Annotated in this window: 8 protein-coding genes and 1 pseudogene; 5 read left to right on the forward strand and 4 right to left on the reverse strand. The window is 41.7% G+C overall.

The window, feature by feature from the left end; translation table 11 throughout:
- Positions 1 to 132: 132 nt before the first annotated feature.
- Both KZC02_RS26420 and KZC02_RS26425 read right to left on the reverse strand, forming a co-directional pair.
- Positions 133 to 588: a PA2169 family four-helix-bundle protein gene (locus KZC02_RS26420; RefSeq protein ID WP_221391400.1), complete on the reverse strand. Its 456-nt coding sequence runs from the start codon at positions 586 to 588 to the stop codon at positions 133 to 135.
- A gap of 380 nt (positions 589 to 968) precedes the next feature.
- Positions 969 to 1,868, reverse strand: coding sequence for a VOC family protein (locus KZC02_RS26425; RefSeq protein ID WP_229253823.1), 900 nt, complete (start codon positions 1,866 to 1,868; stop codon positions 969 to 971).
- 464 nt (positions 1,869 to 2,332) lie between these two features.
- Here KZC02_RS26425 and KZC02_RS32195 point away from each other — a divergent pair.
- The 4 genes and pseudogenes from KZC02_RS32195 to KZC02_RS26440 form a co-directional block, all read left to right on the forward strand.
- Positions 2,333 to 2,560 (forward strand): annotated as a pseudogene (locus KZC02_RS32195) (carboxypeptidase-like regulatory domain-containing protein); the annotation flags it as partial.
- A 125-nt stretch (positions 2,561 to 2,685) separates the two neighbouring features.
- Positions 2,686 to 5,358, forward strand: coding sequence for a TonB-dependent receptor (locus tag KZC02_RS26430; RefSeq protein WP_229254418.1), 2,673 nt, complete (start codon positions 2,686 to 2,688; stop codon positions 5,356 to 5,358).
- A gap of 59 nt (positions 5,359 to 5,417) precedes the next feature.
- Positions 5,418 to 6,995, forward strand: coding sequence for a RagB/SusD family nutrient uptake outer membrane protein (locus KZC02_RS26435; RefSeq protein WP_221391401.1), 1,578 nt, complete (start codon positions 5,418 to 5,420; stop codon positions 6,993 to 6,995).
- A 78-nt stretch (positions 6,996 to 7,073) separates the two neighbouring features.
- Positions 7,074 to 10,370 (forward strand): VCBS repeat-containing protein, encoded by a 3,297-nt coding sequence (locus tag KZC02_RS26440; protein WP_221391402.1) that lies wholly within the window; start codon positions 7,074 to 7,076, stop codon positions 10,368 to 10,370.
- A 19-nt stretch (positions 10,371 to 10,389) separates the two neighbouring features.
- Here KZC02_RS26440 and KZC02_RS26445 read toward each other — a convergent pair whose 3' ends face one another.
- Complete coding sequence (locus tag KZC02_RS26445; RefSeq protein WP_221391403.1) at positions 10,390 to 11,442, reverse strand: aldose epimerase family protein; 1,053 nt, start codon at positions 11,440 to 11,442, stop codon at positions 10,390 to 10,392.
- Positions 11,443 to 11,599: 157 nt separating this feature from the next.
- Here KZC02_RS26445 and KZC02_RS26450 point away from each other — a divergent pair, with 157 nt between their 5' ends.
- Positions 11,600 to 12,529, forward strand: coding sequence for an AraC family transcriptional regulator (locus KZC02_RS26450; protein WP_221391404.1), 930 nt, complete (start codon positions 11,600 to 11,602; stop codon positions 12,527 to 12,529).
- 61 nt (positions 12,530 to 12,590) lie between these two features.
- Here the strand turns inward: KZC02_RS26450 and KZC02_RS26455 are convergent, their stop codons facing one another.
- A complete protein-coding gene (locus tag KZC02_RS26455) occupies positions 12,591 to 15,422 on the reverse strand; it encodes a glycoside hydrolase family 2 protein (RefSeq protein WP_221391405.1) in 2,832 nt (943 codons plus the stop codon).
- Positions 15,423 to 15,752 lie beyond the last annotated feature (330 nt).

The raw sequence follows: 15,752 nt of genomic DNA on the forward strand, positions 1-15,752 counted from the left end.
GACTATATTTAAACTATCACAAATCTTACGGATAGCCAGAAACTGACTAATAGTTTTTTCAAGCAGAATCATTCAATTTAAACTAAAAAAGCTGCCTCTTTCAAGGCAGCTTTCAACTAATTATTTTTTAGATCAGGCCTTTGCAGCATCGCGCAAAGCTTTAATCCGGTCATGGGCAGCATTTATTCCCTGCGCCTGGCTGCTTACAGTTGCGATAACATCAGAAGGAAGTTCACCTTCGCTTAAAGCATCTTTATACGCTTTTTTGATTGCATCTTCGCCACGTTCTGCTTCGGACAGAATACTTGCGCGGTCGCTTCCGCCAAACAATGATTTTACATCAATCCACGCACGGTGTAAAGTACCGCTTACACTATTGCCTGTTTCCACTTCTTCAGCCGAACCAACTATTGCAGCCAGTTCCTGTCCGTTTTTACGGCTTTGTTCTGCATACTCCTGAAAAAGCTCTTTCAGGTCAATGTTTTCATCATTAATATCTGCGATAGCCTTTTCAAAACCAGCTACGCGGTCATTGTTGATTTCGATCAGGTCATTAAGTACTCCAGTTGCATTTGTTGTAGTTGCCATAACAGTTTTTCTTTTTGTTGAAATAAATCTTGGTTTTAATTCACTGTTATGAAAACTGTGCCAAAGTATAGTTTTCCTCAGCTCCTTGATTGTTACGTTTAGTGGCTGTTTAAGTGAATTATTTATACAAAATGTGTTGATATTTCAAATTTTAAGCGATTTATCACCCATTATTATGAACTCAATCTATACAATTCAAAATTTGTCATCTTATCCTGATGAAACGATTTTCTTTATCCAACCGGGCAAATTCTTACACAGCCCGCTTATATTCCTGTCTGGATTTTATCATTATAAAGATGGTACCCATGCTCTGCTTTAACTGGTAGTAACTATGGTATCACCTTTGTGAAATTGGTTCAACAGGGCCTGTTTAGCTACTATTTCCCTTCGTACGCCTCCTGCAATGTTGCAATATCCAGCTTTTTCATCGGTAAAAATGCCTGTGTGATCCGGTTGATCTGCTCACGATTACCTTCATCCATCATTTGCTCCATGGCGGTTGGTGAAATCTGCCAGGATAAGCCATATTTATCTTTCAGCCATCCGCATTGTTCAGCTTCAGGAACTGACGATAATTTTTTCCAGTAATAATCTATCTCTTCCTGATCTTCACAATTTACCAGAAGTGAGATAGCTTCATTGAAATCGAATTGGTGTTCCTGTGCGCTGTCCATGGCAACAAACCATGTATTTTCGATCTTAAAATCCGCATACATGACCGTGCCTTCCTTGTCTGGCTGCTGGCCTTCACCGTAACGGAATATAGAGCCGGATTGTGAGTTTTTGAAAACAGAAACATAAAAGCTTATAGCTTCTTCCGCCTTTCCGCAATTGTCCCCTACAAACATAAGTGAAGGAATGATCGCCGGTCTTGGCTCACCTTCGGAACCTGTAAGTATCAACTGCCATGACAGGCCGTATTTATCCTGGATCCAGCCATATCGCTCACTAAATGGGTATTTATCAATGGGCATGAGCACATTACCACCGTCTGCCAGTTTGTTCCAGGCCTCATCTAATTTTTCACGGGCATCTTTTTCCGGCGCCGCAGATGAGCCAAACAACAACGGGTCAAAATTCACCATGAACGAGATAGACGGATTAAATTTAAACAGCGGGCCTGCATTGATGGCCATGAATTTTTGGCCCCAAAGCTCGAACGTTACCACGTCGGTATCACCCGATGGTGTATTCTCTAGCGTAGTAGTGCTGGTTACCCTTGAATTGGGGAACAGAGATGTATAAAATGCTGCTGCTTCTTTAAGCTTCCTTATCAAACCAAAGATGCGGGATAACTTTTGCGAATGTTTCCATATCAGTCAATTTAATATTTTTTTGGAAAGTGCAACCATAACTATGCCAGTGGGTTATTGTCAATTCTGTTAATAACGGATCATAAAATGGTGTATAGAAATCACTGCAAATCACTTTTATTATAGAAATAGCTGGCTGAGTATATATCTGCAGGGGTTTCTGTACTTAATGATTCAGAAAACAAAAGCGTAAATACGACTGATATAACAATATTTGATGTACATAATTCAAGTTTTTCATAGGATTGTCCATCATTTAGAAAAGAGCGTCCATTTTCTATAAGGTTATTAACAGGGAAATTTGTGAAGATATAAATAGTACTATACTGATTTATTTTTTTACAATATGGAGTTAATGACTGGCTTTTCTAAACTTTAACCAATTTATTATGAAACAATTAATACTTCTGATCAGAAGATTGATTTTAATGTTGATTGTATTTTCCACCTTGCGGGTAAGTGCGCAAAGCAATCTTATAGGTAAGGTTACCGGAGATAACAATGAGGCGCTTCCAGGTGTGAGCATCACGGTGAAGGGAACCAGTAAGGGGACTACAACAGATGCAGAAGGAAATTTTAAAATCGAAGCCTCAGCCGGTACCAGACTGGTTTTTAGTTTTATCGGTTTTGAAACTCAAGAATTAATCACGGATAATGCCACTACACTGAATGTCAGGATGCTGTCCAATGTGAAAGCGCTTGAAGAATTGGTTGTTGTTGGTTACGGACAGGTGAAAAAAGTGATCTTACAGCGTCCGTTTCCAGTGTCAAAGGTGCTGCAATCAAGGAGTTTCCAGTTACTTCACTGGATCAGGCTTTGCAGGGACGGGTTTCAGGTGTTCAGATTTCGCAATCTTCCGCCGCGCCAGGTGGAGGCCTTTCCGTACGTGTCCGTGGGCCTAATTCTATTCTAAGTGGTTCTGAGCCATTGTATGTTGTGGACGGATTGCCAATTTACCCTGATAATAATGCTGTTGGAACGGGCGGAAACCGTCAGCCATCTAATGCTTTGGCTATGCTTAACCCGAATGATATCGAGTCAATTGAAGTGTTAAAAGATGCATCCGGTACAGCCATTTACGGTTCCCGCGGCGCGAATGGCGTGGTGATGATTACGACCAAAAGAGGAAAAGACGGAAGCGGCAGATTAACTTATGACGGTTCTTATTCGTTTCAGCACATGGCCAGAAAGGTTAAAATGCTTCGCGCAGACGATTACATGCGTTACATTAATAAACTGGAAATCAGCCAGGGTGGAGCAGGCCGATACAGCGACGACCAGATTTCAGCTATCGGTGCAGGAACCAACTGGGTAGATGCAGTAACGCGTGCTGGTAGCATACAAAGCCATCAGCTTACTTTTTCAGGAGGAAACCAAACTACAAAATATGCTTTTAGTGCGAATGTGCTTGATAATCAGGGTATCGTTCTCAATACAGATTTTAAACGTTACGGCTTCCGTGTAAACCTGGACAATGACTTTCTGGGTGGAAAAGCGACGCTGAGCAATAGCTGGTCATACAGTCATTTGGTTTCCAATAACGTACCGACTGACAGAGGTGGCCCTGGCGGGATTATGATCACGGCACTTGGCCTTGATCCAACTGTTCCGATTTACAACCAGACCGGAGGTTACAATTATCCAAGCTACGATGGTCGTTTCGCGATCAATCCGGTTGCAGAGGCCAAGGAAGGTTTTGATCAGGATATTACAAACCGCCTTTTCGGAACAACGGCTATTACCTTCAAACTTTTACCAGGTCTGAATTTCAAGACCAGCATTGGTGCTGACGTGGTAAGCGCGGCAAGGACTTCGTTTTATAACAGCTTCACAAGGCTTGGACGGCAAAACGGCCGTGAGCTGGACAAGTTCAATAGAAATGTGTTGAATATTTTGAACGAAAACTTATTGTTTTATCACAAAGAACTCAATCCAAATCATGTTATTGACGCTACGGTTGGTTACACTTTTCAGCATGAAATTAACCAGTATGCATCAGCTTCTACTTTTGGGCTGCCTTCTGATGATGTGGAGTCAATGAACCTGCAAAACGGATCGAAAATCCAGACGCCTTATTCAGGAAGGCAGGAATGGAACCTTCAGTCAGTAATTGGCCGCTTCAATTATTCCGCTTATGACAAATATTTGCTGACTATTACTGTTCGTCGGGATGGTTCTTCAAAATTTGGCCCTAATAATAAACATGCAACGTTTCCTTCCGCAGCTTTGGGATGGAAAATTGCAAACGAAAAGTTCTTCACCGATTCGAGGCTAAGCAATATTTTTGACGACATGAAATTGCGGGTTAGTTACGGTATTACAGGAAACTCCAACATTCCTCCTTATCAATCCGTATCAGGCCTTGTTCCCTATAATTACGTTTTTGGAGGCCAGCTAAGTGCAGGTTACGGTGCGAACAACATTGCGAATCCGGATCTCAAATGGGAATCGACCAGAATGCTTAACATTGGTTTTAACACAAGGTTGCTTAAAAACCGCCTCGATCTTTCGATCGACTGGTATAACACCAAAACATCCGATTTGCTACTATATGTTTCCATTGCGCAAAGTACCGGTTTTGGTACTGTGTTGCTGAACTCCGGAACATTGACCAACAAGGGGATGGATTTTGAAGCCAATTTCAAAGCGATTGATGGCGAAAAACTGAAATGGGATATAGGAGGTAACATTTCTTATGTAAGAAACAAACTTACTGACCTGGGTAGAAGCACACCTTATTTTGCAAGCAGTCCGAGTGGTCACCTTGGGATCGACGGAAGCTGGGTGCAAGCCGGTAACCCGATAGGCGTTTGGAGAGGATATGAATATGCAGGCTTATTTACCTCTGACGGAGAGGCGGCAACTTACTCAGCAAAGGCAGGATACCCGAAATATACAGACGTAAATGGTGACGGCAAATACACATCCGATGATTATAAAATCATTGGTAATCCCAATCCAAAATTCACCTGGGGACTAAACAGCTCCGTGAAATATCGCGGTTTTGATTTTGGTATTTTCTTCCGTGGTGTTCAGGGGAATCAGGTTCGTAATTTGCAGCAATCTGAAATAGGCGATGGTGTTCAGAAAATTAACCAGCTTTCTAATATTTTGACTGACTCTTACAGTGCCGAAAATCCGAATGCAAGCCGGCCGGTTATTGATGGAAGAAGGGATTTTATCTCTTTCCGTAAATCGTCCTTTTTTATCCAGGATGGTTCGTTTGTAAGGTTGCAGAACGTGTCGCTGGGCTATAACGTCCCGCTTTCCAGCAAATTTATCCGCTCGGCAAGAGTGTCCGTGAGTGGCCAGAATCTATTTTTGATCACAAAATACAAAGGTTTTGATCCTGAGGTAAATAACAGTGGACAAAGCAATTTGAACCGTGGAGATGACTATGATGCTTACCCTCGTGCACGTACTGTGACCGTAGGTGTGAATCTTGGATTCTAGAAGATAGGTGGTGCAGAAATGTGAGCTAATTGTTTTTAAAACATAACAAGATTGATCAAATGAAAAACAAATTTATAAAACAAGCCAAGGTTGCAGTGGCAGTAGGAATGCTGATTACGGCTGGCTGTTCCGATCTTAAAGAAAAACCTGATTTTATTAATCCGGATAGCTTCTACAAATCAGCGACTGAGCTCGAACTGGGCGTGAATGCTATTTATGATGATCTGGGAATGGGAAATGGTGACTGGTCCAATCACTTTTATGACCGGTATGTATTTGAATGTCTGGTAGGTTACCAGATCGGGTGGGAGAAGGGCCCGCTTCAATACAATCTGGGGAATATCAGTGCTTCCGATGACTATATCAACATTTACTGGCAGGAATGTTACCGTTCTATCGACAGGGCTAATAAGCTTATCGAAGTTGCAGACGCAATGGACGATCCGGCCAATGTCGACAAAGTACAGAGGATCAAAGCAGAAGCAGAATTTCTTCGTGCGTTCTATTTCTATGAGCTTTTGAGATACTTTGATAACCCGCCAATTAAAATAACTTCCACAAAAAGCTTCAAGGATTTGCCGGATAACGCAGGCGGCAAGAGAAAAGTGATTGACCAGATCTATGCGGATGCTACTGCTGCTGCTGCTGTTTTACCTGCAAGTTATACCGGAACCAATGCCGGTCGTGCCACTAAATGGGCTGCAAAAACATTGCTGATGAAAGCGCAGCTGTGGGATGAGAAATGGGCAGATGCAAAGACAACAGCGGAAGATATTATTGCAAACAGCGGGATGACTTTGTATACTGATTTTGTAAATAATTTTGATACAGACCACGAAAATCAGGGCGAACGGATTTTCGAAGGGCAGATTTCGGCAAAAGCCAATTCTGCTGAATATGGTAATAACTCGGCGCATTTCAACCCGGAAGACTTTCCAAGCGACCTTGGCGGTGCCGGATGGGGTTGGTTGAGTGCGACAAAAGATTTCAGAATGTCTTATGAGGATGACGACAAAAGGATTGGAGGTACTTTTATTGAAACCTATCCAACAGGAAGAACCGCGAAAACATCCGACGGTAAATTTCCGATGGTAAAATGGTCGGCAAAAGCAGATTATAATTTATCCCGTTTCGGCGGACTAGTTGATCCGAATGCAAATCCCAATAAGCCTGAGGAGTTGATTTTTAGCAAAGCATGGTCTGGAAAACTTGTTGAACTGGATAAAAACTATTCAAATGCTGAAAAAAATACGATCTATATGCGCTACGCAGAGGTATTGCTCGGTCATTCGGAAGCCTGTAACGAAAGCGGACAAGGCGATGCTTATGAAAGTATCAACAAAATAAGGGCGAGAGCGGGCCTTACTCCTTTGAAAGGATTGACACAAGCCACTTTGCGTAATGCAATCGTTGACGAAGTAGTGCACGAATTTGCGTTTGAACAGGTTACTTATCCTGAACTTCGGAGAAAAAGTAAATTTGGTGGTTCGCCCGATTATCTGGGCGACTATATCAAGCGGTATTCTGCGACGTATAAGGTAGGGCGTGTTCCGAAAGCGAAAGATTATGTACTGCCGATTCCACTGATAGAGATCCAGGGAAATCCGAACGTTGTACAAAACCCGGAATGGAAATAAAAGCCTGAATAATAAAATGGGGAGCTAAACCAGGCTCTCCATTTTTCGTATATTATCAATTATCTTTTTGAATTAAAAATGAAAGTAAAGCTGAGCTGTTTCCTGTTTTGGATTTTAATCATTTCCTGTAATCAGGAAAAACAGACGCTATTTACATCACTCCCTTCTTCCCAAACAGGAGTCAAATTTGAGAATACCATCAGGGAAAATGACGATTTTAATCTGATTGATTATTACTATGTCTACAATGGCGGAGGTGTGTCGGTCGGTGATATCAACAATGATGGCTTACCAGACCTTTATTTTACCGGAAATCAGGTTCCTGATAAATTGTATTTGAACAAAGGGAAAACAGAAAATGGTGGACTTCATTTTGAAGACATTACAGAAAAAGCAGGTATAAAAACCGGCGGATGGAGCACGGGCGTAACCATGGCCGATGTGAATTCCGACGGTCTTATGGATATTTATGTTTGTAAATCAGGTAACTATCCGGCTGAAAAAAGAAAAAACAAATTGTTTCTCAATAAAGGCAATTTACAATTTGAAGAGTCTGCGGAGCGGCTTGGAATTGCGGATACAACCTTTACCAATCAGGCCGCATTTTTAGATTATGATAAAGACGGAGACCTGGATCTTTTCCTGATCACGAGTACGAATCTGATCAGAAATCCCAATAAGCTTGTCGCTCAGGTCAATGATGGAAGCGGGCTTTCACCTGATAAACTTTACCGCAACGACGGCGCCAAATTTACAGATGTGTCGGTACAAGCCGGTATTGTCCACGATGGAATGAGCCTGGGTTTGTCGGTTACCGATTTTAATGCCGATGGCTGGGATGATATTCTGGTCGGCAACGATTTTCTTTCCAGTGATTTACTGTATATCAATAACCAGGACGGCACCTTTACTGAATCCGCAAAGGAAGCTTTCGGGCATCACAGCCAGTTTACGATGGGAACGGACGCTGCGGATTTTAACAATGATGGGAAGATCGATCTGATGACTGTGGACATGCTTCCGGCTGATAATGAGCAACGGAAATTAATGGCCGGACCGGCGAATTTTCAGCAATTTCAAATGGCGCGTCAACTGGGTTATCATCCTCAGTATATGAGGAATATGCTTCAATTAAACGCCGGATCAGGCCAGGACGATGCTGAAAATAAACTGGTTCATTTTTCCGAGATCGGGCAGTTTGCAGGTGTACACAGCACAGATTGGAGCTGGTCTCCGCTTTTTGCAGATTTCGATAACGACGGATTGAAGGATCTTTGTATTACCAACGGCTATTTGCGCGACATAACGGATCTGGATTTTGTGGCTTACAATATGGAAATGGCGGCAGGCGGAGCGTCAATTGATATCATCAACAACCGGATGAAGACAGAAGCCTTGAAAATGAAGACTTTAAAAAAGAATAATTTTATATGCAAAAACAACGGCGACCTCACTTTCACAGACAAAACAAAAGACTGGTTTGGTGATTCTCCTTCTTTATCCAACGGTTCGGCTTATGCTGACCTGGATGGTGATGGCGATTTGGATTTGGTTGTGAACAATATTAACCAGGAGGCTTTTATTCTTCAAAATAACACAACGGAAAAAAACTTTTTAAATATTAATCTGAAAGGTAAAAAAGGAAATATCAGTGGATTAGGGGCCGAAATCACGCTTTACAATGGCGACAATTTGCAGAAAATAAACCACTCGGTTACGCGGGGATTTCAGTCTTCGAGCGATTACCAGGTTCATTTTGGTTTAGGAAATGCCAAGCTGGTAGATTCAGTTCAGGTTACCTGGCCGGATGGAAAAGGTCAGATAATTAAAAGGATTCCGGTCAATCAGCAATTAACGGTTAATTATCAGGATGCAAGGCAATTAACACCGAAGGAAAAAGTTATCGTTCCAATTTTGAAAGATGTTACAGCGCAAACGGGAATTAATTATCAGCATCAGGAAGAGCCGTACATGGATTATAACCAGGAACCAATGTTGCCGCATCTGCTTTCTAAACAGGGGCCGAAAATGACTGTTGGCGATGTTAACGGCGACGGGCTGGAAGACTTCTATATCGGCGGTTCGTATCGTCATCAGGGTAGTTTCTATATTCAGAATGTATCCGGAAAGTTTACTCAAAAGTTTATAAAAGGATTGGCTGAGCAAAAAGACGAAGAAGATACCGGCGTGTTGCTCGCAGATCTGGATGGTGATCAGGATCTTGATCTGTATCTTGTAAGTGGTTCTAATGAGTACTTTGATGGTTCGGAATATTACCAGGACCGGGTTTATCTCAATGATGGTCGCGGAAATTTTACGACTGCAGTAAACATGCTTCCTATGATCCGGCATAGTGGTTCCTGCGTTGTGGCAGCAGATTTTGACAAGGATGGCGACCTGGATTTATTTCGTGGTGGTAGGCTTACGCCGCTCGGTTATCCGAAGGCAGGCGAAAGTTGTATCTTACGTAATGACCGTGGACATTTTACGGATGTGACCGATTTGATTGCGCCAGGTTTAAGGAAAATTGGCATGGTAACCGATGCGGTATGGGCGGATATAGATAATGATTCCTGGCCTGACCTGATGCTTACCGGCGAATTAATGCCTTTGACTTTATATAAAAATACCAATGGGAAATTTGCTGATAAAAATAGTTTCCCCTTTTCAAATGGTTTCTGGAATTGTGTAAAAGCCGCTGATTTTGATCACGACGGCGATCTGGATTTTGTGGCCGGAAACCTCGGCATGAACAGCCGTTATCGTTTTTCAAAAGAACAGCCTATGTCCATTTACAGCGCCGATCTGGATGGAAATGGCCGTTATGATGCCATACCTGCTTATTATCTGAATGGAATTGAATATCCCGTTCCGTCAAGGGATGAACTGGCGAGGCAAATTCCGGTTTTCAAGAAACGTTTTCAGTCATACGCTTTGTATTCCAGGATCAGAATGAGCGAACTGCTGACTGCCGAACAGATGAAAGGAGTTACGGTAAGTAAGGCTTTTCAACAGCAAAGTGTATACATCGAAAATAAAGGATCAGGAAATTTTGTGATAATACCGTTACCCCAGATTGCTCAGCTTTCAGTAATGCAGGATATTCTGATTGAAGATGTTGATATTGACGGAAATATGGATGTGCTTCTGGTTGGAAATGATTTTACCACAGAACCAATTGCCGGACAATATGATGCGTCATATGGTTTGTTTTTGAAAGGAAATGGAAAAGGAGATTTTAAATCTGTTGCTACTGAAACTTCCGGTTTTTTTGCTGGCGGTGACTGTCGGAGTATCAAGAAAGTAACAGGTAAAAAGGATCTTTTCTTTGTGTCCAGAAACAGTGGAAACTTGTCTGTGTTTACCAAAAACTGACATTACCAGACCTTTTGTTTTAGTCAATTTTGGTATGAAATGAATAAATGGTTGTTGAAGTAAATTCTTCGCCAGGTAAAAGCAAAGTTGAAGGGAAGCCAGGCTGATTGGGAGAATCTGCGAAATGCTGTGTTTCGAGGCAAATCCCGGCATATTTTGGATAAGATTTGCCAAATTTTTCACTCGTTTTTCCATCAAAATAATTAGCACAATACACATGAATTCCAGGTTCCGTTGTGAAGGTTTCCATGGTAATTCCGCTTGTTGGAGAAAAGAGCCGGGCTGCTAATTGCAGTTCTTGGGAATTTCGGATTTTTAATACATAACTGTGATTGAGTCCAAAATCCAGTTTCATCTGAACATGGACGTCAGTAAGCGCGTCACCCAATTTTTCTGGCTTTACAAACGAAAATGGCGTTTGTAAAACGAAATCATAGTTGCCATTTGGTACAGACTGCTCGTTATTAGGAAGATACAAATCACTGTTTATCTGAAGAAAGTGATCTTCTATTGTTCTTTCTGAACCAGCTGAAAGATTAAAATAACTGTGTTGCGTGAAATTAATATATGTTGTTTTGTCGGTAATCCCCCGATATTCAATTTTAAGTTCATTCTTATCCGTTAAAGTATATAATACCTGAACGCTCAGGTTACCCGGAAAGCCTTCTTCACCATCCGGACTGGTGTATGCTATTTTCAGCGAATCAGAATTATGGCTTACTAATTCCCAAAGTTTTTTATTAAATCCATGAAAACCTCCATGCAGACAGTTCTGCCCATTGTTCACCGATAGTTGAAATTCCTTTCCATTCAGTTCAAAGCGTCCATTCGTTATACGATTGGAATAACGCCCGACCAGTGCACCCATGTAAGTTTGATCGGCCACATATTCTTCAAGCGATTCAAAGCCAAGTACCACATTAGTCATTAAACCAGTTTTATCAGGAACATGTAAGGATTTTATAATTCCTCCGTAATTCAATATTTCTGCCGTGTAGCCTTTGCTGTTTTTCAACACAAAAAGCGATACCTCTTTTCCATCAGGCAAGGTTCCAAACGTATATTCTGACATAGTTTATTATGAATTGATCCAGCTGATGGCCCTGTTTTCTCACTTAATCGGGAATGCAAATATATTATAATTAAGTTGTGAAATATTTGCACTAAAATTTTATAATGATAGACAATCTTATGAATTATTTGTTTAGGTTTGTTTAAAATTCATCGTTATGAGTGATACCGTTATTTCCAGAAAAAGAGACGGCTTTGCCGGCCAGCAAGCCATAGTACTTCCAAAAAGTGTGGTGGATATTTGTTCAGAAACGCCACCGATCAACACCATGTATGTCACGGACATGGGATTTTATCCAAAGGCGCAATTCCATTACAGGCAGCGCCTTGATGGTGTGCCCGAAAATATTCTTATTTACTGTGTAGATGGAAAAGGTTGGGCCCAGATGCCGGATAAGGGTATTGTTCCTATTAAAACAGGCGAATTTCTCATTATTCCAACCGGGACACCACACAGATATGGCGCTGACGAAGTCCATCCATGGAGTATTTTCTGGATGCACCTTAAAGGCGAACAGGCAACAAACATCGCTAAGCTAATGATGGATTCGGGCAAGAGCCACATAAATGCTGTGCCTTATGACGAAGAACGTGTACGGCTTTTTGATGACATGTATTACACATTGGAAAAGGGATATGGGCTGGACAATCTTATTTATGTTAATATGACGCTCTGGCGATTTCTGGTGTCTTTCATTCAAAGTGATAAATTTACTTTGACAAGAAAAACGATTGATAAGGACGCGATCAGTAAAACGATTGATTACATGCAGGAAAGTATTCATTTGTCTTTAAAACTGGATGACTTTGCGGCTTACGTTAATATTTCCCCTTCACATTATTCGGCTCTTTTTAAAAAGAAAACGGGTTATGCGCCAATCGAATATTTTAACCATTTGAAAATACAGAAAGCATGTCAGTATCTGCAATTTACAGATCTTCGTATTGGTGAAATTGCACAAAAGATCGGCATCAGCGACCAGTATTATTTTTCAAGGCTGTTCAGGAATATCATGGAAAGCCCTCCCATTGAATACAGAAAGAAAAGGTTGTTTGTGGAAGATAGCACGATAATAAACCAGGCATAACCGGTCAAATGGCAGAGGCCGGTTATGCCTGGTTTCAGGTGTAATCTGTAAGTACAAAAGCCTATTTAAGAAAGAGCTTTTCAAGTGCAGATTCAGTAATTTCCGTAGTCGGATTAAATTTTTTGCTGTTCAAATAATTAAGCAGGCTGTAACGCAGCTGGCGTGCAGAATGCCTTTCTCCAAGATCCGATTCCAGGTCTGCGCTGCAAATCAGTAATTTTCCTTTACCCACCTTCGCCTCAAATATCAGCCCCAACTTTCTGTTTTCGAACCAGGTATCAATTGGTTGAATCAGTGGATTAACAGACGGGCTCAGGTCGGTAAGTATCATTGCCTGGGATTTGCTCACTATTTCCTGCCATTGGTAATTGCTGTGGAATTCCGTTGGAAATTCAGTGAATAAAGGATGCTTCGGATCCACCAGTAATCCCAGCGTATGCGGCCCTTGCCCTTTTGTCCAGGATGTGTTCCAGAATATACTTGAAAAGCCTATTTTAACATCACCGCCCTGATCTTTTCTCACCTTACCGAATGCCTCAAAATACACCGTCGCTCCATTTTTGAGCTGGGTTAACACTTCTTCGGTGAGTTCTTTAACCACCAATGTCTTACCAATATTTTCATTTACTTTATCAGGATAAACCCACACGTTCCAGCTATTGTAAATGGTTGAGCCTTTCAGCTGTACTTTTAAGGTAAGTTGTTGAGCACGTTTGAAACCTTTCAATGAAAGATTAATAGACCCAATGGATTGCGCGTTCTCTATTAGTATCTGCTCTTTTTGGATCTGGCCACTTTGATACCTTTTTCCGGTTTCATCAATAATGCTCCAAAGCAAGGTCTGGTTCGCTAAAGGACTGGCTCCAAAATGGGCGATTTCCAGATCTGCCCTGAGCGTGTCAGACGATTTATACAACAATTTGTTCATTCTGGCCAAAAGCACAGTTTCATTGCAAAAAGTCCTGTATTCTTCGGGAGTAATGTATCCTTTCGACTGCCAGAATACATCCAAAACGCCGACCAGTGCGGAACCCTGTCCCGGAAAATCGTGTAAGCCCAGCAGCTGAAATCCGGCAAAACCGGGAGTACGAAGTGCAGCCTCGATATCAGCCTTATAGCAAAGTGCCTGCAACTTTCCGGAAGACATCAGAAACGGTTTTGCCAGATCGGCCATTCCGTTTTTTCGCAGGCTTTCCTGAAATATCTCAAAATTCGCAGCCTTCGTTACGCCTGAGTATTTTGGAATTTCCTCGAAATTGGGAAAAGCGCACCATTGTCCGATTTCGTGGCTGACGTAGGGGCGGGGATGTGATTTAATGATTTCCCGCCAGTCATATGCAGTGCTCGGCGCTTGTTTGTTTATGATACTCGTAAGCTCTTCACCCCATCTTTGGATCCGGGCGTCGGAATGAATATCAAAATCATTTTCCGGAATAGACGGCCAGCCTGCCGCGCTTGTATACAGTCTGCGGTTGTCATATTGTTTGAAAAAATTCACATATTTTCCCAGGAATTCTGTTTGATCTCCTCCGGCAGGCTCGTTGCCATACGACATAAAACAAAATGAAGGATGATTGCCATATTCAGCAATAAGCCGGAGCGATTCATCATAAATGAAGCGGTCAATAATACCATCTGTTCCTACCGCACTTCCCTGGTTTGCCCAAAGCGGCGCTTCCACATATAAATACAATCCAAGCCTGTCTGCCACTCTGAACGCTGCATCCGGCGGGCACCAGGAATGAAACCTAAGATGGTTAAGTCCATAGTTTTTTGCCGTTTTCATAATGGTTTCCCACTCCGGTTCTGAGGTTGGAGGAAAGCCAGTCAACGGAAATGCTGCACAATCGACATCTCCTCTCAAAAAAATGGGCCTGCCGTTCATGGTAATACGTGTGCCTTTTTTACCTACTTCTCTTAAACCAAATGTGTGTTTCTGATCAGAAACGACGACTCCTTCCTTACTTTTTAGCTGAACTGACATCGTGTAAAGATTCGGTGAAAATTCATCCCAGAGTTTTGGATTATCGATTTTATAACTTGTAATTAAAGTAGTCGTATCATTTTTCAGGTGTACAGGAATTTCAACAGTTTTGTCATTATCACCGACTTTTAACGTTAATGTTCCGTCAAATTCGTGGTTCCTGTCCTGTTTTATTTTAATAATGGCGTTCGCTGTACCAGTCGTTATGTCGGAAGATATTCGAACGTCTTCTATATAAGTTCTTGCAAATAATTCAAGCGATAAATCTCCGACTATGCCATTCCAGTTGGTTTGTGTGTGATCCGAAATGCTATGGGAATTCGGGCCGATATTCAGTTTTATCCGGTTGTCAACTCTCACCACAATGGCATTACTGCCTGCTTTTAAATATGGCGTTACATCAAACCTGTGCGGCGCGACCAGGCTGTTTCTTGATCCACAGAAAATACCGTTTACATAAACTGACGTTTCCCAATGGCATCTTTCAAGATTTAGCGTTACGCGTTGTTTTGACCAGTTTTCCGGAATATCAATTTTCCTTTTGTACCATGCCGGCCCGACATAATAATGTGCCGGAGTAAGCCAAAACGGGACTTTTACATGGCCTTCCCTGTAAGGTTTATATTTTTCAGATGTGAAATATGTACTGTCAAACAGATCACCAACCCATGGCGTATCGACACGGACGGTATCACCAATACCGTTTGATGTAAGGGATCCTGGCAGTTTGATTTTATCCGGATAAGTCTCGTACCAGTAATGTTTCCGCACACCAGTATCTGTTGGATCGAGGAGTACTGACCATTCTCCGTGCAGAGAAATTTTGGTTTGAGCAGTTACATGAAAATGTATTGTCGGAACCAGAAAAAGCAGTCCGGTCAACAGTAGAAATGTACTTATTCGTCGCATAAAAATGAATTATTTTAAAAGCGCAAGTACCTACATTTTTTATTTTCCCTCAATGGATAGCAATTGGAATTTCATGGATTATCTGATTATTGTTCAATGATTGAAACCCATAGGAATCGTCCTTTTCTTTTCAATATCCTTTAATGATGACCCCGGAAGGTTTACCAAATAGGTGATTTCTGAACATTAGCTACAAACGAACTGTGTAGATTGAGCGGGAAATTAGCAAAAGACAAATTAACCGGAGTATAGTTCATCATTTCGATAAATTAGTCCATTCTGTTATTCAAATCAAAAGGACAATTTTGCATATTGAAACAGGCCCGTTTA

The organism is Dyadobacter sp. NIV53 (assembly GCF_019711195.1).
Taxonomy (GTDB): Bacteria; Bacteroidota; Bacteroidia; order Cytophagales; family Spirosomataceae; genus Dyadobacter.

Bases quoted from the DNA above. Each gene is read 5' to 3' on its own strand.
- KZC02_RS26450 (WP_221391404.1), top strand. From the start codon at position 11,600: ATGAGTGATACCGTTATTTCCAGAAAAAGAGACGGCTTTGCCGGCCAG.
- KZC02_RS26435 (WP_221391401.1), top strand. From the start codon at position 5,418: ATGAAAAACAAATTTATAAAACAAGCCAAGGTTGCAGTGGCAGTAGGA.
- KZC02_RS26445 (WP_221391403.1), bottom strand. From the start codon at position 11,442: ATGTCAGAATATACGTTTGGAACCTTGCCTGATGGAAAAGAGGTATCG.
- KZC02_RS26440 (WP_221391402.1), top strand. From the start codon at position 7,074: ATGAAAGTAAAGCTGAGCTGTTTCCTGTTTTGGATTTTAATCATTTCC.
- KZC02_RS26455 (WP_221391405.1), bottom strand. From the start codon at position 15,422: ATGCGACGAATAAGTACATTTCTACTGTTGACCGGACTGCTTTTTCTG.
- KZC02_RS26420 (WP_221391400.1), bottom strand. From the start codon at position 588: ATGGCAACTACAACAAATGCAACTGGAGTACTTAATGACCTGATCGAA.